We start from the raw sequence: 18,984 nt of genomic DNA on the forward strand, positions 1-18,984 counted from the left end.
CACCGGCGCTGGGCATGCCGCATCCCGGCGGTCAGGCGGTGAGCGTGTAGCGCGACGTGCCGGCGAGGCGTGGAGTGCGCTGGGCGTCGATCCACGGCGGGGGAATGAGCCACACCTTCGCATCGATGCCGAGACCGTCGACGCGGATCTCCCACCCGTCGGCATGGAGCCGATGGTGACACCCGGTGCACAGCAGGACGCCGTTCTCGAGGTCGGTGCGCCCGCCGTCGCGATCCCACCATTCGAGGTGGTGCCCGTGGCACCAGGCCGGTGGCGCCCCGCAGCCGGCGCATCCGCCGTCGCGCTCGCCGAGCGCGAGCTTCTGCGCCGGGGTGAAGAGGCGCTTCGCGCGCCCCCAGTCGAGGATCTCACTGTCACCGCCGAGCACGCACGGGATGATCTGCGCATCTGCCGCCAGGCGGCGCAGCGCGGACGCGGGGATCGGCTGGGCGATGCCGTCGATCGTCGCGGCGCCCGTGCCCGCCTCGAGATCTGCGAGGTCCATCCGCACGACGACGGTCGCGGTCACCCCAGTGGGCACCCGGTCGCACCCGATCGCGTGGCGGCAGAGGTCCGCGAGCGCATCCGCCTGCATCTGTCGAACCGATCGCGGGTCTCGGTCGACCTCGTCGGCGTGTTCGTTGCGGCACAGCGCATCGCCGACGAGCGCGTCGAACGCCGCCTTGACCGGCGCTCCCGTCTCCGGGTCGAGCTTGCCGGAGATCACCAGCATCCCGTCTCGCTCCTGAATCTGGAGGGTCCGCTCGGAGACGAGCTGCTCGTGTCGCGGCTCGACGCCGTCGGGATCGAGGTGCGCCTCGGCGCGGGCCAGGAGCTTGCCGAGTTCGTCGGGGCGCAACCCCGGAGCCAGCCCCACGAGCTGCCGCTCTGCTTCGTCGAGCCGGGCCGCATCGACGCGCACGGCCAGCCGGTCGAGCAGGCTGATGATCGCAGCGGCCGGCGTCATGCCGATCCCGCCGCCCGCCACCGCCTCGGCGACATGCGGGCGCTTCGCGGGCAGCGCCTCACCGGTGAGCGACACCCGAGGCGCGGTCGCCTCACCGACCTGCACGATGCGCACCGCCTCACCGACGCTCGTGCCGGTGGTCGTCGAGATCAGCACCGCCGGCGATGCGAAACCCTGCTTCTTCGCGAGCGAATCCTTGCCGAGCTCTCGGCGCGACTGCCGCGAGATCTCGGCCGCTACGGGGGCGAACGCGGCATCGACATGGCGCTTCAGCGCACCGAATGCCTGGTTCACCGCCACGAGTTCAGCCGGCGTCAGAGCGCCGGCAGGACGGCCGCCGCCCGCGGTCGTGAGTGCGCAGAGCGCCTCCGCGATGCCGTCGAGCGGTGTTGCTTTCATGGCTCGACCTTAGAACATACCTACGACATCAGAACATGCCTACGACATCGAGATCACCCTCTGGAACCAGCTGAGAAGGGGGGCCCTTCGGCGTCGGCACCCGCCCCTCGTGCCCCTTCTTAACGCGGCCCTGTCCCCGCGATACCCCTCCTCAGCGCTGCATTCCGCCACGGGAATGCATCGTCGGAGTTGCTCCAAGACAGCGGGCGCCGGCGGCGCACCGCATTGTGCGCCCCTACAAAATCCCGCACCGCACCGCATTTCGGGTGGACCATGTCGTCAATCCCGGGAGAGGGGATGGACATGAGCGCAACGCACGACGACGGACCCCTGTGGCCTGCGTCTCCGTTCGATCTCGCCGACGCGCACCGGTGCCCGTCGTGCTTCACCGCCGTCACCGCGCGGGTATGCCCCGCGTGCGGCTTCGCGCTGACCGACCCGGGCGCCCCGCGCGTGCTCGAGCTCGGCCGCCAGATGCTCACGCTGGAGCTGTCGCGTCAGCAGCTGATGGACGAGATCCGCCTCGCGCACGCGACGGCTCTGGTCGCGAAAGCCGTCCCCACGCCCCCTCCAGGCGCCGCTGACGCGTCGCCCGGAGCCTCCGGGCGCGTGGGCCCAGCTGCGCCCGCAATGCTCGCGGGCCCGCCGGAGCTCGTCGCGGCCGACGCCGTCGCCGCCGCCGGCGTGGCCGTGCATCTGGCGCCCGCCGCCGACGCGATCAGCGACTCGGCGCCGCCGACCGGCGCCACCGCCGTCGTGGCCCAGCCAGCGGCGGAGGGGGCGTCCCTCACAGCGCCCGACGCGCTCGAGCTCGTCACCGTGCCGGAGTCCACCACCGCGGCGCCCGCGACGACGGCATCCGAGATCGTGGTGCCCCCGAAGCCGCCCGCACCGGCCGCTTCGGCGCCGCAGGGGCCTGGTGGGCCGTCCGCACCCGTCGCGGTGGCGGCATCCGCTCCCCGCCGCCGGCTCACGGTACCGGTGCTGCTGCTCATCGTCGGCGTGTCGCTGGTCGGCATCGCCGCCGTGTTCTTCCTGCTGCTCGCGTGGTTCTACGCCGACATCGGCGTGCGCGCGCTCATCATCGGCGGCATCACACTCGCGACGATCGCGTTGGCCTCGTGGCTGCGCCGCCGCGATCTGGGGGCGACGGCCGAGGGCATCGGCGCGCTCGGTGTGGGATTGCTCGCGCTGGACGCGTGGGCCGTGCGGGCGAACGACCTGTTCGGAACCGGTTCGACCGACGCCGCTCTGTATACGGGGTTGTCCGCTCTCGTCGTCGCGGTGACCTGCCGCCTGTGGGCGCGAGTGTCGCATCTACGCGGACCCGACCTCGCCGCGTCGCTGGCACTGCCCGCGGGCCTCGGATTCCTCGTGGGCGGAGTGACGTCGCTGCCGCCCACGGAAGCCCTCACCGCCGGCCTGCTCGGCGCCGCCGGCGGCGGGCTGGTGCACGCGCTTCCGGCGCCTTGGTCGTCGGCGCGGCGCGGCGAGGACCACGCTGCCGAGCGCCTGGTGCTCGCGCTCAGCGGGGTGGGTGCCCTGGTCGGTGCGGGTCTCACCGCGGCGTTCCTGACCGCGGACGCACTGCCGGTCGTGATCTGGTCGAGCATCGGGCTCGTCGTGCTCGGCGCCGCGCACGCGTGGCTCGCCCATCGGCCGGTCGACGGCGCTCGCTTGCCCGCCGCCGCCGTGGTCTCGGGCGTCGCCTCGGTGGTCGCGACGGCGGCTGCGGGTCTCGCAGGCTGGCAGCTCGCGCTGCGCAGCAACCTCCCGGTCTACGGCGTGCTGGTCGCCCCCGTGCTCGCCGTGCTCGTCGCCGTCGCCATCGACGTCGTGCGCAGCCGACGCGGCACACCCGCATGGGTGCCTGCGGCGATCGCATCGGCGGTCGTCGCCGGGCTGTCGATCGTCGCCGTGGCGCTCGGCTGGGGCGTGCAGGCCATCACCGTCATCGGCGCCTCCTGGACGGCGTGGCGCACGGATGCCTTCGCCGTGCCTGTCGAGGCCCCCGAGGCCCCGCTGCTCGCGGTGATCGCCGCCGTCGTCATCACAGGCCTGCTGTTCGCCGCTCCCGCACTGGCCCGGCCCGTGCTGCGCGAGCTCGTGCCGGTGGTGACTACGATCCTGCTGCTGGTCGCGGGCGCGCGCACGGCGGTGCCCGGCGTGCTCGTCGGGGTCTCCGTCGCGCTGGTCGTCGTCACTGTCGTCGTCGTTGCGATCCTGCGGAACCGCGATCGGCGACGCGCCGATGACGCCGGCGCCGCGCCGGAACCCGACGCCGGCCTCATGGCGCGCGGAGTCCCGCTGGGGTATCTGATCGCCGGCGGGGTCGCCGCCGCGACCGCCTACGCGGGCGGGGTGGCGACGCCGTGGCTGTGGCTCGTCGGGGTCGCGGTCGCGATGGCGTACCCGATCGCGCTGCGGCTGGCCCTGCGGCCGATCGGGGTGGCAGCGGTGGCGGCGGCACTCGCTCCGGTGGCCGTCGCCGCCCTGTCGACTCCGCTCGCTGCGGGGGCGACGTCCGCGGTGACAGGACTGTACGGCGAGGCGACGCCCGTCATCGCGGTGCTGCTGCAGTGGGTCGCTCTGGCGACGCTGGTCGCGGCCGTCGCTCTCCCGGTCGAACAGGCGAGCCGCACCGGGCTGGCCGCAGCCGCCGAGGTCCTCGCCGCGATCGGGCTGGCGGGCACCTTCTCGGCGGTGGCGGTGAACCCCGCCGCCCTCTCCGAGAACGCCTTGCTCACCGCGATCGGCGAGCCCGGTCTCGGCATCGCGCGCGGCGCGCTGCTGCTCGCAGGTCTCACGATCGTCGCCTTCGGCCTCACCCGCATCTCCGGGGTGCCCACGATCCTGGCCGCAGCCCTGACGGCGCCCGTCGCCGCCGCGACGGCGTACGACGTGCTCGGCACCCTCGAGCTGCGCTCGACGGACTGGGCACCGCTCGCCCTCACCGCCGCCGCAGTGGTCGTGCCGCTCGTCTCGGCGGCCACCGCGTTCCCGCGTCGCACCGCGGACGCGGCGCCACCCGTGCCGGTCTCGCAGTGGCCCGCCGACATCGCTCCCGCCCCTCCGCGACCTCGCCCGGCGGATCGAGTGTTCCGCAGGCTCGCCGCCGATCTCGGCGCGGCCCTCACGGTGCTCGTCGTGGTGTGGCCGGTGGCTCCTCTGCTCGTATGGGCCGCACTCGCGATCATCGCCGTCGGCTTCGCCGCGGCATCCGTTTGCCGCGGGTGGGTGGGGACGATCGCGGCGGATCCCGCCGACGATCGCTTCGCGACGACGCGCAACGGGATGCCGCTCCTCGACGCCCCGCGCCGCCTGCTGGCGTGGCCGGCGGTCGTCGCGGCGATCGCGGCGTGGTGGACGTGGCTCGACGCCGGCACCCCCGACACGTACTACACGGTGGAGTCGTACGTGGTGCCGTCCGCCGTGGTGCTCGTGGTGTTCGCCGCTCTGCTGGCGCGGCTGCGCCGCCGCGTCGAGGCGACCATCGCCCTCGCCGGCGGTCTCGCACTCGGGCTGTGGACGCCCGCCGTCGAGGGGTGGAGCGGGGACCCGCTGCGCGGCGTGGTCATAGCCCTCGTCGCGGTGGCGGTGTGCCTGGCACTGTCGTTCACGCCGGTGCGCAGCATCCGTCCCGCCGCTCCTCTCGGAGCCGCCGTCGCGGTGATCGCGATCGGGCTGGTCGCCGTCGAGCGCGCGGTCGAGGGGCCCGACTGGCAGGTGCTCTGGCTCGTGCTGCTGGTCGCCGTCGCGTACGCATCGGGCTGGGGCGCGACCCTCGCCCGGCCGAGCCGTCTCGCGTCCGGGCTCTACGCACTCATCGTGCCCCCGGCCGCCCTCATCGCGGCGATCGTCGCGATCGTGCCGCTCGCCGACGAGCCGCGCATCGTCGCCGGGACGATCATCATGCTCGCCGCACTGCACCTCGCCGCCGCGGGGCTGGACCGTCTTCCGCTGACCGGCACGACCCGCTGGATCTCGCTCGCGGGAGCCTTCGCCGTCGGCGCCGCGGGCTGGTTCCTGGGGGCGGCGACCCAGGTCGAGGCGGTGTCGCTCCCCGTCGCCGCGATGTGTCTCATCGGAGCCGTGCTCGGCATGCTCCGGCGTCGACGGGCCGGCGATGTCTGGCCCGGAGCGGAGGGCCCCGCGTGGATCGTGGGTCTGGTGCTCGCCACCGCGCCGAGCCTCCTGGTCGCGGCCGAGCCCCTGCGTGCATGGGCGTACATCGTGCTCACCCTCGCGGCGGCGGCCGGAGTGGCAGCGCTGCGCGAGCCCGCGCGCGAACTCGTCGCCGCGGCGGCCGTACCGGCGCCGGTGCAGGTCACCGCGCCGCCGGCGCCCGCGAGGGGCGCGGTACCGCCCATCCCGCCCGGGCCGTTCGCGACGAACGCCCCGTCCGCGCAGCTCTCCGCCTACGCTCCGCCCGCGGGATCGCCCGTGCAGCCCGCCGCGCCGCCGGCCGTCGCGCCCGACGCAGCCGTCGCGGCGTCCGTGCCCGACGCAGCCGTCGGGCCGTCCGCCCCGCGGACGCCGCGGTTCGTGGACATCTGGTCGCTGCGCACCCCGACGGCGATGCTGCTCGGATTCGCCGCCGTCCTCATGGGGCTGCGCGGGCTCGTCCCGCCGGCCCTCGAGGGCGACGCCGCCGCGGCGATCGTCACGGGCCTCGGCGTCGTCGCGGTGGCCGTCCTGCTGACGGCACGCGCAGCGGCCGATGCCGCCGCCCGCGGCGCGGCCGTCCTCGCCGGCGCCGGGACCGTCCTCCTCGTCGCGATGTCGCTCACACGCCCCGAGGCTGATCTCGTGCTCACGACAGTGACCGCCGTCGTCGGCGGGGTGCTCGGCGTCGCGGGCGCGTCGGTGCTGGGTCTGCGGCGCTGGGCGCCGCTCGGCGGCGTGCTCGCCGTCGGCGGACTCGTCGTCGCGATGGTCGCGTGCGGCGTGCGATTCCTCGAGATCGCACCCGCGGGCGGGCTCGAGCCCGACCTCTGGGCGGTGGCGGGTGCCGGGATCGCCGGCGCGATCGCGCTGGCCGCGCTCCGCGCGACGCCGTCGCGCGCGGTCAGCCTCGCCGCCGGCGCGGGCTTCGCGGTCGCATCGGTGCTGTTCGCACTGGCCGAGCTGCAGCTGCTGCTCGTGCAGCAGACGGGCGACGAGATCCGCACCGCCGCAGTGATGTCGGCGCTGACCGCGGCCACGGTCATCGGGACGGCCGCGCGCGCCCGCCTCGGACCGGCCCTCGCGATCGCGGCCGCCATCGCGGGCGCGGGCTTCGGCATCCTGGCCCTCACGGTCGGGGACGTGCGGCCCTGGGAACTGGTCACGGTGCCGCCGGCGCTCGGCGGCATCGCGTACGGCGTGCGCACCCTGCGTCGCGAATCGGCGTCACGCACGTGGCCGACGCTCGGCCCGTGGCTGGCGCTGCTGACGGTGCCGTCGCTGCTGACCGACTTCGCGGGCTCGCCGTCCGTCGTGGCAGCCGAGGTGGCGTGGCTGGGCGAGCCCGAGCTCTGGCGCATCGTCTCGCTCGGCCTCGTCGCGCTGGCGATGGTGGTGATCGGCGCGATCCACCGGCTGCAGGCGCCCCTCCTGCTCGGCTCGGCGGTGCTGATCGTGCACGCGGTCGCCCAGCTGTGGCCGTGGATCTCCACCGCGTACGTCGCGGTGCCGTGGTGGCTGTGGCTCGGCTTGGGCGGCGCGCTCCTCATCTTCATGGCCGCCCGCTACGAGAAGAACATGAAGGCGCTGCGCACGACCGTGGTCGCGGTCACGTCGCTTCGCTGACCTCGCGCGCACCGCGCCCCCAGCGGAACGACGACACGGTGATGTCGCCCGGGATCCAGTACCGCCAGGGGAACACGGCGGTGCCGGCGACCCCCGCCACCCCGACGCGCGGGCCCGACGCCACCTCCGCGAGCGGGTCGGTGAGCAGCTCCAGTCGTGCCGTGGCGCCGTGCAGCGGCGCACCGGTGATCGCGTCGATTCCGTCATGCAGCGGATGCCGCAGCCCCACCGCGTCGCCGAACCGGCCGGGTCCGCGCGCCAGGTCGCGCGGTGTGCGGGCCGCAGGTCGGCGGCGGGTCGCAGCATCCGCCCCCTCGATCACCTGCCCCGCTCGCAGCAGCACGCCGCCGGCGACCCCCTCGGGACCGCACACGACGTTCACGCACGAGTGGATGCCGTGGCTGAGGTACACGTACAGGTGCCCGGGTTCGCCCCACATCGTCGCGTTGCGCGCGGTCCGTCCCATGCGTGCGTGAGAGCCCGGATCGGGCACCGGTCCGGTGCCGCGGCCGTGGTACGCCTCGACCTCGGTGAGCCGCACCGCCACCGTCTCACCCTCGACCACGGTCGTCAGACGGGCCCCGAGCAGGCGCGGCGCGACGTCGGCGGGAAGACCCCGCAGGTCGGCTCGGGTCGCCGCACGCCACACGTCCCGCGCCATGGGCCGAGTCTACGACCGCGCGTCGTGGCCGCGATGGGGTCGGCGAAGCCCCGCCGCCGATACTGTTCGCGCATGGGCAAATGGTTCGTGCTGATCCTGCTGAGCGTGTCGCAGTTCATCATGGTGCTCGACAGCACGGTGATGAACGTCTCGATCTCGACCGTCGCGCATGACCTCGGCACTGACATCTCGGGCATGCAGGCCGCCATCACGTTCTATGCGCTGACGATGGCGGCATTCATGCTCACCGGCGGCAAGCTCGGCGACCGCTGGGGCCGCAGCATGGCCTTCCGCATCGGATCGGTCGTCTACGGCATCGGTTCGCTGACCACCGCGCTCGCGCCGAACCTCACCGTCCTGATGCTCGGCTGGTCGCTCGTCGAGGGTCTCGGCGCGGTGCTCGTCATCCCCGCGATCGCCGCCCTTGCGGCGATCAACTACACCGGCCGCGAACGGGTGGTCGCGTTCGCCGTGCTCGGCGCTGTCACCGGTGGCGCCGCTGCGGCGGGTCCGCTCATCGGCGGTCTCGTCACGACGTACTCGTCGTGGCGGTACGTCTTCGTCGCCGAGGCGGTCGTCATGACCCTCGTGCTCATCGTGTCGGGCCGTATCAAGGACGTGCCCGGCGACCGCAAGCTCCGCATCGACCTGCTGAGCGTCGTCCTCTCCGCCCTGGGCCTGGGCCTGCTGGTCTACGGCATCCTGCAGTCCAAGACGTGGGGCTGGTTCCAGCCGCTCGACCCACCCGTCATCAACGGGCAGCCGTTCGCCCCGCTCGGCATCTCGCCCGTCGCCTATCTGATCCTGCTGTCGATCGTCGTGCTGTGGCTCTTCGTGAAGCGGCAGCAGCAGCTCGAGCGGAGCGGCCGCGTTCCACTGCTGAAGGTGAGCCTGCTGCGCAACACGGCGCTGCGCAGCGGCCTGACGATGTTCATGTCCCAGTACTTCGCGATCGCCGCGCTGTTCTTCGTGGTGCCGGTGTACCTGCAGACGATCCTCGGCTACGACGCCCTGCAGACGGGCCTGAAGATCCTGCCGCTGTCCCTCGGGCTCATCCTGTTCTCGATCCTCGGGTCGCGGCTGTCGACCGTGCGCTCCGCCCAGAACATCGGCCGCATCGGACAGCTCACGCTGGGCCTCGGGGTGCTCGTGGTGTTCCTCGCGGTGCAGCCCGAGCTCGCCGATTGGGCCTTCGCGGCCGGCATGTTCGTGGTCGGCGCCGGCTTCGGCCTTCTCGCCTCGCAGCTCGGCAACGTCAACATGTCTGCCGTTTCGCAGTCCGACACGTCCGAGGTCGGTGGCCTCCAGGGCACGTTCCAGAATCTCGGCTCCTCGTTCGGCACGGCGATCGTCGGCTCGGTGTTCATCCTGCTGCTCACGTCGGGCTTCACCGCGGCGGTGCAGCAGAGCACGACCATCCCCGACGACATCCGCTCCCGGGTCGTCGCGACCGCCTCGAAGGGCGCGCCGATCATCTCGCAGCAGCAGGCCGAGGACCTGTTGACGGATGCCGGGGCCGACCCCGAATCCGCCACCGAGATCGCACAGCTCTACGCCGACACGCAGGTCGAGTCGCTGCGGCAGTCGCTGTTCTTCGTGTTCGCCCTCACCGTGCTCGGGCTCATGCTGTCGAGCGGTCTGCCCTCGAAGCTCCCCGACCCTCCGGTCAGCGGGGCGGCACCTGGCACCACGAGATCGAGGAGCCGTTGAGGGCGACCACGGGGTCGCCGTCCGCCACCTCGAGGATGCGCGTCTCGGGGCGCTTCGGCAGCGGGTGCTGATAGGTGTCGTAGGAGTTCGTCACCGCGTCGGGCGCCACGAGCACCGCGAGGTAGCGGGCGCTGGGCGACACGCACACCTGGATGACGGCATCCGTGTCGGCGATCTCGGTGAGCATGCTCGTCGCGCCGTCCGCGCCGACGTGGGCGACCGAGGTGCGCCCGGTCGGGACGCCGTCGGCGCCGAGCACAGCTGCCGTGCGGACCGTCGAGCCGTCGGGGAGGGGCGTGACCGAGGTCGTGCCGCCGAGGTCGGTGTCGGGCGCGACGAGGTCTGCCTCGCTCGCGTCGGTCAGGTCGATCACCGTTGCCCGGTCCACCCGATCCACGACAGCCTCGCTCGAGCCGCGCGCGATGCCCTCGATCGTCATCGCGTCACCGAGCGCGGTCGGAGCGCCGCTCGCGCTTTCCGATCCGGTGAGCAGCAGCGAGCCGTCGAACGAGAGCAGCAGGATGCTGTCGGTGTCGGGCACGAACCGCCACTCGGCGACCCGGGGGTCGGCGCCTTCGACCTCGATCGCCGCCGGATCGGTGTCCGGGTCGCTGAGCGAGGCGGTGTAGAGCCGGCTCTCGCGGCCGGAGTCGGCGGTGAGCTGCGCGTCCGAGAACGTGTAGCCGATGCGCTCACCGCGGTCGGCGGTCTGCAGGTTCGACACATACCCGTCACCGGGAAGCGGGAGCTCGTGGGCGTTGTCGCCGTCGAGGTCGGTGACGATGAGCCCGGCCTGGTCGTCGTCGGTGCGCACCGAGACGACGAGGTGCTGAGCCGTCGCGCGGAAGTCCTCGATGTGCGCGTGACGGAACACCGGCACCGCGTTCTGCCCCGTGAGGTCGGTGCGGTAGATGAGGTCGCCCGAGTTCGTCCCACGCTGCATGAGGAACAGCTCGGTCGGCGGGGTGCGGAAGGTCTGGGTGATGGTCGCCGTCGGGCCGCCGCCGAGCGACTCGACGCCGTCGATGGTCACGGTGTACTCGGTGTCGTCCCACAGCGGCAGTACGAACCGCACGCCGACGCTCCGCCCCGACGTGTCGACGACGAAGGGTGTCTCGGGGGTGATCGTCACCTGCGACGGGTCGACCTCGGCGAGCGACTGCGTGGTGGTGACGATGAGACGGGCGCCGGATGCTGCGGCCGCCGCCTCCGGATCCACGGAGGCCTCCGTCACCCGCGGCCCCTGCGCGACGCTCGCGGCCGCTCCGGCGAGCCCGAGCACGGCGAGCACGCCCACGACGATCGCGAAGGCTCCGACGAACGCGCGGCCCCGACGACGCCGGGACCGCGAACGACGTGACGTCCCGTCAGTACTCATACGGGTCCTCGGGCTCGGCGATCTCCTCGACCGCAGCCGCATCGACCACGAGCTGCCCGTCCGACGAGGAGCGCACCGTGCCGGTGATCGCGACCCACTGCCCGGTGTCGGGCGCGCTCGCGCCGGTCACGACGGGCAGGCTCGCGGGCTGCGCGTCGATCACGCAGTGCGTGATGACCAGACGCGTGAGATCGAATGCGCCGTCCTCGCCCGGAGTCACGAAGCCCGTGAGCTCGACCGTCTCGCCGTCGAAGGCGTCGGGGTCGGTGGCCGTCGCGAACACCGTCGCCCACTCGCCGACGCCGAACGAGGCGGTGTCGCCGGTCGAGGCCAGCTGGATCGTGTCGGCTCCACCGAACAGCGGGGTGGCGCCGACGTCGCGCGACATCGCGAGCTCGGCGCTGAGGGAGGCCGGCGGCAGCACGAGGGTGAGCACGACGACCCCGGATGCCGCCACCCCGCCGACGACGGTGGCCACCACCGCCGCCGGGTGCCGCACGTGCTCGTGCTCGTGCTCGTGCTCGTGAGTCGCCACGACACCCCGGACGGTCGGGGCGTCGCCCGGCGTGTTCTGGCGAGTCGAGGAGGTCTGGGGCGCGAGGGCGCCGTGGTCGTGGCCGTGGTCGGCCTCGGCGCCGAGCGGCAGGGCGAACGACGCCACCGCCCCGATCAGCACGAAGACCGACATCGACACCGCGAACCACGTCGAGTCGGGGTTGATGTACAGCCCCAGCCGCCCGGTCACCGCGAGGGAGATCGTGAAGACGGCGAGGGCCGCGGCGAGCCCGACCCCGAGCCACCGCGTGCCGACGAAGCCTGCCCTACGCAAGGAGGTTCACCGCCGTCCCGATCGCGAAGGCCGACAGCACGACCACGACGACGATGCCGCCGAGCGTGCGCCACGTGAACGTCGTGCGCATGAGCGCGAGCATCTTCACGTCGACGAGCGGCCCGACCAGCAGGAACGCGACGATCGACCCGGGCGTGAACGTCGAGGCGAACGACAGCGCGAAGAACGCGTCGACGTTCGAGCAGATCGACACCACCATCGCCAGCGCCATCATCGCGACGATCGACAGCGCCGGGTTCGCGCCGATCGCGAGCAGCGCCTCGCGCGGGATGAGCACCTGCACCGCACCCGCGAGCGCGGAGCCGATGACGAGCGCCGGCATCACCGCGCGCAGCTCGATCACGAACTGGGCGAGCGTGCGCCGCCACCTGCCACCCGGCTCGTGCACCACGAGCTCGCACGTGTCGCGGAAGCGGTCGGTGAGCAGTGCGTCGGGGGACGGATGCCGCGAATACAGCCATCCGATGAGGTTCGCGATCGCGTACCCGCCGACCAGGCGCGCGACGAGGATGCCGTCGCTGAAGCCGAACGCCTGGTGCGTCGTGATGATGACGATGGGGTTCACGATCGGCGCCGCGATGAGGAAGGTGAGCGCCTCGGGCACCGAGAATCCGCGCATGAGGAGGCCGCGCGCGAACGGCACATTGCCGCACTCGCACACCGGGACGATCATGCCGAGCAGCGACAGCACGGCGCGTCTCGCCCACCCGCGCCGCGGCATCCACCGCTCGATGACACCCGGGGGCACCCACACCTGCACGACGATCGACAGCACCACGCCGAGCGCCACGAACGGCAGCGACTCGATGAGCACGCTGATGGCGAGCGTCAGGCCGTCCTGCGCGCGGGTGGGGAGCGACGCCGGGAACAGCGTCGGCGCGAGCCAGTCGATGAGGAAGAGGCCGGCGATGACGGCCACGCCGACGCCGAGCCAGAGCAGCGAGCGGGCCTGCGCGGATGGCTGCGGCGCAGCATCCGGTGCAGATCCGTGGCGATGGCTCGGCGAGCCGGCCGGGGATCCCCGTCGAAGGCCGGGGTCAGTGCGCGTCACGCTGGGCATCCCGGGCGGCGGCGCAGTTCGCGCAGAGCCCGAAGATGTCGACGACGTGTTCTGCGTCGCGGAATCCGTGGCGCTCGGCGGTGCGCTGGGCCCACTGCTCGACATCCGTCGCCTCGATCTCGACGGTCAGTCCGCAGGAGCGGCAGATCAGATGGTGGTGGTGGCCGGTGCTGGAGCAGGCGCGGTAGAGCGCCTCGCCCTCGGGGCTCTGCAGCGAATCGGCCTCGCCCTGGGCGGCGAGCCCGGCCAGGGCGCGGTACACCGTGGCGAGTCCGATGCCGGTGTTGTCGTCGCGGAGGGTGGCGTGCAGCGACTGCGCGCTGACGAATCCGCGGGCGTCCGACAGCGCTTCGCGCACGCGTTCGCGCTGCCACGTGTTGCGCTGGGCCATGGTGGGGAGTCTACCGAGGGGTCCTGTGCGTCGCCCGGGCGCGGGTCACGCCGCGACCCTCGTGACGCGGTCCCGGCGAGCACCCACGACGCGGCAGACGACGTAGATCAGGAACGAGATCGTCGTGATGTACGGGCTCACCGGGAGGGTGCCCATGATCGCGAGGAGGATGCCGCCCACGGCCGAGACGAAGCCGAACAGGGCCGACAGGAGCGGCACCGACAGAGGCCCCGAGACGATGCGCATCGCGGCGGCGGCGGGGGTGACGAGGAGGGCCATCACGAGCAGCGCGCCGATGATGTGGACCGCGACGGCGACGATGAGGCCGAGCAGCAGCATGAATCCGAGCGACACCGCCGTCGTCGGCACGCCGCGCGCGGCGGCCGACTGCGGGTCGAGCGAGTCGAACCGCAGCGGGCGCCAGATGAGCAGCAGGCCCAGCAGCACCACCGCGCCGATGCCGATGAGCCAGCCGAGCTGCCCGGTCTGCACCGACACGATCTGGCCGGTGAGCAGGCTGAACCGGTTCGCGCTGCGGCCGTCGTAGAGCGAGAGGAACAGGATGCCGAGACCCAGCCCGAACGGCATCAGCACGCCGATGATCGAGTTGCGGTCGCGGGCTTTCGCCCCGAGCACGCCGATGATGGCAGCCGCGATGAGCGAGCCGACGATGGACCCGGTGACGACGTCCCACCCGATGAGGAGCGCCGCCGCGGCGCCTGCGAACGACAGCTCGCTGATGCCGTGCACGGCGAACGCCATGTCGCGCTGCATGACGAAGACGCCGACGAGTCCGCCGACGAGCCCGAGGACCGCGCCCGCCCACACCGAGTTCGACACGAGTGCGAGGATCTCGCCGTAGTAGGGCAGCCCGCCGAACATCGCGTCCGCGATGTCGTTCCAGTTCATGCGTCGGCCCCGTGGTCGTGATGGTGATGGGATGCCTCGGCATCGGGCGCGCCGACCACCACGAGCCGGTCTCCCGCACGCAGTACGAAGACGTGCGCGCCGTACAGCGCCGTCAGGACGTCCGAGCGGAGCACCTCCTGCGGCGTGCCGAGGGTGAACCGCCCGTTCGCGATGTAGAGGATGCGGTCGACCTTGCCCAGGAGCGGGTTGATGTCGTGCGTGACGAGCAGGACCGCGGCATCCTTCTCCCGGCGATGCCGGTCGATGAGGCCGATGACCGCCTGCTGGTTGGCGAGATCGAGGCTCGTGAGCGGCTCGTCGCACAGCAGGAGCCGCGGGTCGTCGGCGAGCGCCTGGCCTGCGCGCAGCCGCTGCTGCTCGCCGCCCGAGAGGAGGCCGACGGGGCGGTCGGCGAAGTCGCGGGCGCCCACCGCATCGATCAGCGCGTCGACGCGCGCGCGGTCGCCGCGGCGCGGGATCGGGAAGCCGAAGCGGTGGCCGTCGACCCCGAGAGTCACGAGGTCACGGCCCCGCAGAGACGTGTCCCGCGGAAGCGGGCGGGCCTGCGGGATGTAGCCGATGGTGCGGCTGCCCTTGTGTGTCACCCGCTCGCCCTCGACGGTGATCTCGCCGTTCGAGAGCGGCTCGAGGCCGAGGATGGCGCGGAGGAGCGTCGTCTTGCCGGATCCGCTCGGCCCGAGTACCGCGACGAGCTCGCCGGCGTGGACGTCGAGGTCGAGCCCCGCCCAGAGCTCGCGGTCGCCGCGCTGGAGCGCGGCATCCCGGATGCTGAGGATGACGGGCCGTGAGCCCGCGGCGGCCGGCGTCACGCCTGAAGCGCCTCGTTCAGCGCCTCGATGTTCGCCTGCATCCACGAGATGTAAGTCTCCCCCTCCGGGAGCGTTTCCGAAAACGCGATCACCGGGATGCCGAGCCCGTCGGCCTCGTCGACGATCTCCTGCGTCTCCGCGCCGCCGGTCTGCGTGTTGGTGATGACCACGCGCAGGTCGCCGCCCTTCACGAGCGCGAGGGATTCGAGCAGGGTCGCGGGCGCGACATCCTGTCCCTCTTCGACGGCCTCGCTGAACTTCTCGGGCGTCGCGTTCTCGAGGCCCGCCGCCTGGAGGAGGTACACCGGCACCGGCTCGGTGACGAAGACCTTCTCACCCGCGTGTGCCGCCGAGATCTCGTCGAGCGACGCCTCGAGCCCCTCGACGTCGGCGGAGAACGCCTCGGCGTTCGCAGTGAAGGTCTCCGCGTCCTCCGGGCTCAGCTCGCCGAGCTCGTGGGCGATCGCCTCTGCGACGTGCGCGATCGTGTGCGGGTCGTACCAGACATGCTCGTTGAAGCCCTCGACGTGCCCGTGATCGCCGTGGTCGTGGGCGTGGTCCTCGGCGTCGTGGGCGCTCTCCTCGTCGTGGCCGCCGTTATCCGGCCAGTCGTGCGAATACTCGACCGCCGTGACGACCGGTGCGTCGGTGCCGCTGGACTCGATGAGCGCGTCGATGAACGCGTCGTAGCCGCCGCCGTTCTCGAGCACGAGGTCGGCCTTCGACACGGCGAGCTGGTCGCGCGCGCTCGGCTCGAACGAGTGCGGATCCTGCGACTCGTTCGTCACGATCGACGTGACCTCGACGAGGTCGCCCCCGACCTCCTGCGCGATCTGCCCGTACACGTTGGTCGACGCGACGACTGCGATCTTGCCGTCGCTCGTGTCGCCCCCGGCGGCTGTCCCCGCGCATCCGGCGAGGACGAGTGCGGATGCTGCCGCCAGGCCGAGCACGGGGAGAGAACGTCGCAGAGGGGTCATGCATCCGACTCTAACGCTAATGAGAATCGTTCTCAAATCTCCCCTTCCTCCCCACCTGTCGGAGTCCGATATTTATTTACCGTTCAGTACGGAATAGATGTCGCGAGCCCCTGGTTGGCATGCATTACCGTACCGAACGGTACAAATAGAGATGGGACAGACCATGGCAGACCTCGCCAGCAAGACCGCGCTCGTCACGGGTGGCACCTCCGGCATCGGACTCGCGGTCGTGCGCCGCTTCGTGGAGGAAGGCGCCCACGTCGTCGTCACCGGACGCACCGCCGAGAAGCTGCAGGCGGTGAAGTCCGAGTTCGGGGATGCCGTGACGATCGTCCAGGGCGACGTGTCGCGCATCGAGGATCTCGACGACGTGTTCGCCGCGGTCGGCGAGCGGGGATCCGGACTGGACGTCGTGTTCGCCAACGCGGGCGGCGGCGAGTTCGCCGCCCTCGAGGACATCACCTGGGAGCACTTCAGTTCGACGTTCGAATCGAACGTGGGCGGCACGGTGTTCACGGTGCAGAAGGCGCTGCCGCACCTCAACCAGGGCGCCGCCATCGTCCTCACGTCCTCGAACATCGATGTCAAGGGCAGCGCAGCGTTCAGCGTCTACGCCGCGTCCAAGGCCGCTGTCCGCAGCTTCGCCAGGAGCTGGGCGGCCGAACTCGTCGATCGGGGCATCCGAGTGAACTCGGTCGCTCCCGGCCCGATCGCGACGCCCGGACTGAGCGGACTGGCCGCCGAGCCGGAGCAGGCCGAGGCGCTCCTCGGCGGACTCGCCGCGGGCGTTCCGATGCGTCGCCTGGGGTCGCCGGAGGAGATCGCGGACGCGGTGCTGTACCTCTCTTCCCCGAGGAGCTCCTACGTGACCGGGGCGGAGCTGTACGTCGACGGCGGCGCAAGCCAGATCTGAGGCGACGACGATCTGCGCGCCGGGCCTGATGCCCTCTGCGGCCCCGCGCGCAGACGTCGCCACAGATGCGGAGGCGACCGTGCCGTCCCCTACGTTGGAAACGTCACCCGACGTCAGGAGGGCTTGCATGGCTACCAGGGGTCGACCACGCGAGTTCGACCTGGACGACGCACTCGACAGGGCGATAGAGGTGTTCTGGCGGCACGGTTACGAAGGCACCAGCTTGAGCGACCTCACCGACGCCATGGGCATCAACCGCCCCAGCCTGTACCGCGCCTTCGGCAGCAAGGAGGCCACGTTCAAGCTCGCCGTCGACCGGTACGCGCGCGTCGACATGGCCTACGTCTCGGATGCTCTCTCGGCACCGACCGCGTACGAGACGGCGCATCGCTACCTCCTCGACAACGTCGACGCCATCACGCTGCCGGGACGCCCTCCCGGGTGCCTCTCCATCCAGGGCGGACTCTCGAGCGCGCCGCAGGATGCGGGCATCGTCCGCTATCTCGAGGAGCGGCGGGCGGATGCTGAGGCGCGATTCGCCGAGCGCTTCGCCGCGGCCATCGAGGCCGGTGACCTCGCCGCGGACGAGGATCCCCGCGACCTCGCGCGCTACATCACCACGGTTTCTGCGGGCCTCGCCGTGCAGGCGGCGGCCGGTGCCACCCGTGAGGAGCTGAAGCGGGTGGTGCACCGTGCGCTGAAGGGCTTCCCGCGCCCGTCGTGATGCCGGCCCGGCGTACTGTGCTCCGCGCCGGCGCTACACATCAGTCCAACAGCAGGGCGGGCTCCTCGAGGATCGACGCCACGTCGGCGATGAAGCGCGACATGCCGTCGCCGTCGACCACCCGGTGGTCGAAAGAGCCGGCGACCGTCGTCACCCACCGCGGGCGCACCTCGCCGTCGACCACCCACGGCTTCTGGCGGATGGTGCCGAGAGCGACGATGCCGGCCTCGCCGGGATTGATGATCGGGGTGCCCGCGTCCATGCCGAAGACGCCGATGTTCGTGATCGTGATCGTGCCGCCGTGCTGGTCGGCCGGCGTCGTCTTGCCTTCGCGCGCCGTGAGCGTCAGCTTCTCGAGCGCGCGGGCGAGCTCGCGCATCGACAGATCCTGCGCGTCCTTGATGTTGGGCACGAGCAGGCCGCGCGGGGTCGCGGCGGCGATGCCGAGGTTCACGTAGCGGCGCACACGGATCTCGGCGCCGTTGTCGGCATCCACCCACGCCGCGTTCACCATCGGGGTGCGCCGGGCCGCCCAGATCACGGCGCGCGCCATGATGAGCAGCGGCGACACCTTGATGTCGGCGAAGTCCGGCGAGGTCTTCAGCCGCTTGACGAGCTCCATCGTGCGGCTGGCGTCGACGTCGGTCCACACCGACACGTGCGGGGCGGAATACGCCGACTGCACCATCGCCGACGACGTGGCCTTGCGCACGCCTCGCACCGCGATGGTCTCCTCGCGACCGGCGGCATCGGGCGCGGGCGTCGAGGGAACCACGGCCGCCGGGCCAGGCGACGGGGCCGATGCCGATACGGGGATGGTCTCCTCGCGCACGTCGCCCCACTCGGGGGTCTCGATGTTGCGGAAGACGCTGGCCTGCGACGCGTGCCGCACGACGTCCTCGCGGGTCACCTCGCCGGCAGGGCCGCTGGGCGCGACTGCGGCCAGTTCCACCCCCAGGTCGCGCGCGAGCTTGCGGATCGGGGGCTTCGCGATGACGCCGACGGATGCTGCGACCCGTTCCTCGGCCGGAACCGCGGGCTTGCGCCGCCGCGACTGGACGTGTCCGCCCGTGCCGTAGCCGACGAGCACCGCACCCTCGTCGGCGGCCTCGGCGGGCTCGCCGTGCTCGGACTGTCCGACGGTGGCCGGGGGCGCAGCATCCGTCTCCGAGGCGATCGTGATGATGGCCGCGCCGACGTTCACGGTCGCGCCCTCCGCGGCGAGCAGTTCGCCCACCGTGCCGGCGAACGGCGAGGGCAGCTCGACCAGCGACTTGGCGGTCTCGATCTCGACGAGCACGTCGTTGACGGCGACGCTGTCGCCGGGGCGGACGCGCCACTGGACGATCTCGGCTTCGGTGAGGCCTTCGCCGACATCGGGGAGGACGAACGTCTGGGTGCTCATAGGTCGCCTTTCGGTCG

At 72.2% G+C, this 18,984-nt stretch carries 14 protein-coding genes; 4 read left to right on the forward strand and 10 right to left on the reverse strand.

Going from position 1 to position 18,984, the window contains the following annotated elements; genetic code table 11:
* Nucleotides 1–31: 31 nt before the first annotated feature.
* Nucleotides 32–1,366 carry an HNH endonuclease gene (locus RS82_RS17440; RefSeq protein WP_052676914.1) on the reverse strand — a complete coding sequence of 445 codons (1,335 nt, stop codon included), beginning with the start codon at nt 1,364–1,366 and terminating at the stop codon, nt 32–34.
* Between the two features lie 303 nt (nt 1,367–1,669).
* Here RS82_RS17440 and RS82_RS17445 point away from each other — a divergent pair, with 303 nt between their 5' ends.
* A complete protein-coding gene (locus RS82_RS17445; protein WP_157005662.1) occupies nt 1,670–7,156 on the forward strand; it encodes an SCO7613 C-terminal domain-containing membrane protein in 5,487 nt (1,828 codons plus the stop codon).
* Here the strand turns inward: RS82_RS17445 and RS82_RS17450 are convergent.
* Nucleotides 7,140–7,817: a DNA-3-methyladenine glycosylase gene (locus RS82_RS17450; RefSeq protein WP_045301818.1), complete on the reverse strand. Its 678-nt coding sequence runs from the start codon at nt 7,815–7,817 to the stop codon at nt 7,140–7,142. The two genes, RS82_RS17445 and RS82_RS17450, sit on opposite strands and share 17 nt — an antisense overlap.
* Nucleotides 7,818–7,889: 72 nt before the next feature.
* Between RS82_RS17450 and RS82_RS17455 the strand changes: the two genes are divergently transcribed.
* The gene (locus tag RS82_RS17455) at nt 7,890–9,527 is read left to right on the forward strand and encodes an MFS transporter (protein ID WP_045301820.1); all 1,638 of its coding nucleotides are present in this window, start codon (nt 7,890–7,892) and stop codon (nt 9,525–9,527) included.
* On the opposite strand, the gene RS82_RS17460 is transcribed toward RS82_RS17455, so the two are convergent.
* From RS82_RS17460 to RS82_RS17490, 7 genes are read right to left on the reverse strand one after another with little or no spacing between them, the layout of a single operon-like run.
* Complete coding sequence (locus RS82_RS17460; RefSeq protein WP_045301822.1) at nt 9,484–10,905, reverse strand: hypothetical protein; 1,422 nt, start codon at nt 10,903–10,905, stop codon at nt 9,484–9,486. The genes RS82_RS17455 and RS82_RS17460 overlap by 44 nt on opposite strands.
* Nucleotides 10,895–11,734, reverse strand: a complete 840-nt coding sequence (locus RS82_RS17465) for a TIGR03943 family putative permease subunit (protein ID WP_045301824.1) — start codon at nt 11,732–11,734, stop codon at nt 10,895–10,897. Before RS82_RS17465 ends, RS82_RS17460 begins: the two co-directional genes overlap by 11 nt.
* Nucleotides 11,727–12,806, reverse strand: a complete 1,080-nt coding sequence (locus RS82_RS17470; protein ID WP_425411897.1) for a permease — start codon at nt 12,804–12,806, stop codon at nt 11,727–11,729. Before RS82_RS17470 ends, RS82_RS17465 begins: the two co-directional genes overlap by 8 nt.
* Nucleotides 12,793–13,206, reverse strand: a complete 414-nt coding sequence (locus RS82_RS17475; RefSeq protein WP_045301826.1) for a Fur family transcriptional regulator — start codon at nt 13,204–13,206, stop codon at nt 12,793–12,795. Before RS82_RS17475 ends, RS82_RS17470 begins: the two co-directional genes overlap by 14 nt.
* Before the next feature lie 45 nt (nt 13,207–13,251).
* Nucleotides 13,252–14,115: a metal ABC transporter permease gene (locus tag RS82_RS17480; RefSeq protein WP_045301828.1), complete on the reverse strand. Its 864-nt coding sequence runs from the start codon at nt 14,113–14,115 to the stop codon at nt 13,252–13,254.
* Complete coding sequence (locus RS82_RS17485) at nt 14,112–14,945, reverse strand: metal ABC transporter ATP-binding protein (protein WP_045301830.1); 834 nt, start codon at nt 14,943–14,945, stop codon at nt 14,112–14,114. The genes RS82_RS17480 and RS82_RS17485 overlap by 4 nt, the downstream gene beginning before the upstream one ends.
* Entirely contained in the window at nt 14,942–15,925 is a 984-nt protein-coding gene (locus RS82_RS17490) for a metal ABC transporter solute-binding protein, Zn/Mn family (RefSeq protein WP_045301832.1), read from the reverse strand. The genes RS82_RS17485 and RS82_RS17490 overlap by 4 nt, the downstream gene beginning before the upstream one ends.
* A 163-nt stretch (nt 15,926–16,088) precedes the next feature.
* On the opposite strand from RS82_RS17490, the gene RS82_RS17495 reads away from it, so the two are divergent.
* Both RS82_RS17495 and RS82_RS17500 read left to right on the forward strand, forming a co-directional pair.
* On the forward strand, nt 16,089–16,838 hold the full coding sequence (locus tag RS82_RS17495) for an SDR family NAD(P)-dependent oxidoreductase (protein WP_045302207.1): 750 nt from the start codon (nt 16,089–16,091) through the stop codon (nt 16,836–16,838).
* 127 nt (nt 16,839–16,965) lie between these two features.
* The gene (locus RS82_RS17500; RefSeq protein ID WP_045301834.1) at nt 16,966–17,562 is read left to right on the forward strand and encodes a TetR/AcrR family transcriptional regulator; all 597 of its coding nucleotides are present in this window, start codon (nt 16,966–16,968) and stop codon (nt 17,560–17,562) included.
* A gap of 40 nt (nt 17,563–17,602) precedes the next feature.
* Here RS82_RS17500 and RS82_RS17505 read toward each other — a convergent pair whose 3' ends face one another.
* Entirely contained in the window at nt 17,603–18,967 is a 1,365-nt protein-coding gene (locus RS82_RS17505) for a dihydrolipoamide acetyltransferase family protein (protein WP_045301836.1), read from the reverse strand.
* Nucleotides 18,968–18,984 lie beyond the last annotated feature (17 nt).

Origin of the sequence: Microbacterium trichothecenolyticum (genome assembly GCF_000956465.1) — a bacterium.
Taxonomy (GTDB): domain Bacteria; phylum Actinomycetota; class Actinomycetes; order Actinomycetales; family Microbacteriaceae; genus Microbacterium; species Microbacterium trichothecenolyticum.

Coding starts and splice junctions, on each gene's coding strand:
- RS82_RS17440 (WP_052676914.1), bottom strand. CDS start 1,366: ATGAAAGCAACACCGCTCGACGGCATCGCGGAGGCGCTCTGCGCACTC.
- RS82_RS17445 (WP_157005662.1), top strand. CDS start 1,670: ATGAGCGCAACGCACGACGACGGACCCCTGTGGCCTGCGTCTCCGTTC.
- RS82_RS17450 (WP_045301818.1), bottom strand. CDS start 7,817: ATGGCGCGGGACGTGTGGCGTGCGGCGACCCGAGCCGACCTGCGGGGT.
- RS82_RS17455 (WP_045301820.1), top strand. CDS start 7,890: ATGGGCAAATGGTTCGTGCTGATCCTGCTGAGCGTGTCGCAGTTCATC.
- RS82_RS17460 (WP_045301822.1), bottom strand. CDS start 10,905: ATGAGTACTGACGGGACGTCACGTCGTTCGCGGTCCCGGCGTCGTCGG.
- RS82_RS17475 (WP_045301826.1), bottom strand. CDS start 13,206: ATGGCCCAGCGCAACACGTGGCAGCGCGAACGCGTGCGCGAAGCGCTG.
- RS82_RS17480 (WP_045301828.1), bottom strand. CDS start 14,115: ATGAACTGGAACGACATCGCGGACGCGATGTTCGGCGGGCTGCCCTAC.
- RS82_RS17490 (WP_045301832.1), bottom strand. CDS start 15,925: ATGACCCCTCTGCGACGTTCTCTCCCCGTGCTCGGCCTGGCGGCAGCA.
- RS82_RS17495 (WP_045302207.1), top strand. CDS start 16,089: ATGGCAGACCTCGCCAGCAAGACCGCGCTCGTCACGGGTGGCACCTCC.
- RS82_RS17500 (WP_045301834.1), top strand. CDS start 16,966: ATGGCTACCAGGGGTCGACCACGCGAGTTCGACCTGGACGACGCACTC.
- RS82_RS17505 (WP_045301836.1), bottom strand. CDS start 18,967: ATGAGCACCCAGACGTTCGTCCTCCCCGATGTCGGCGAAGGCCTCACC.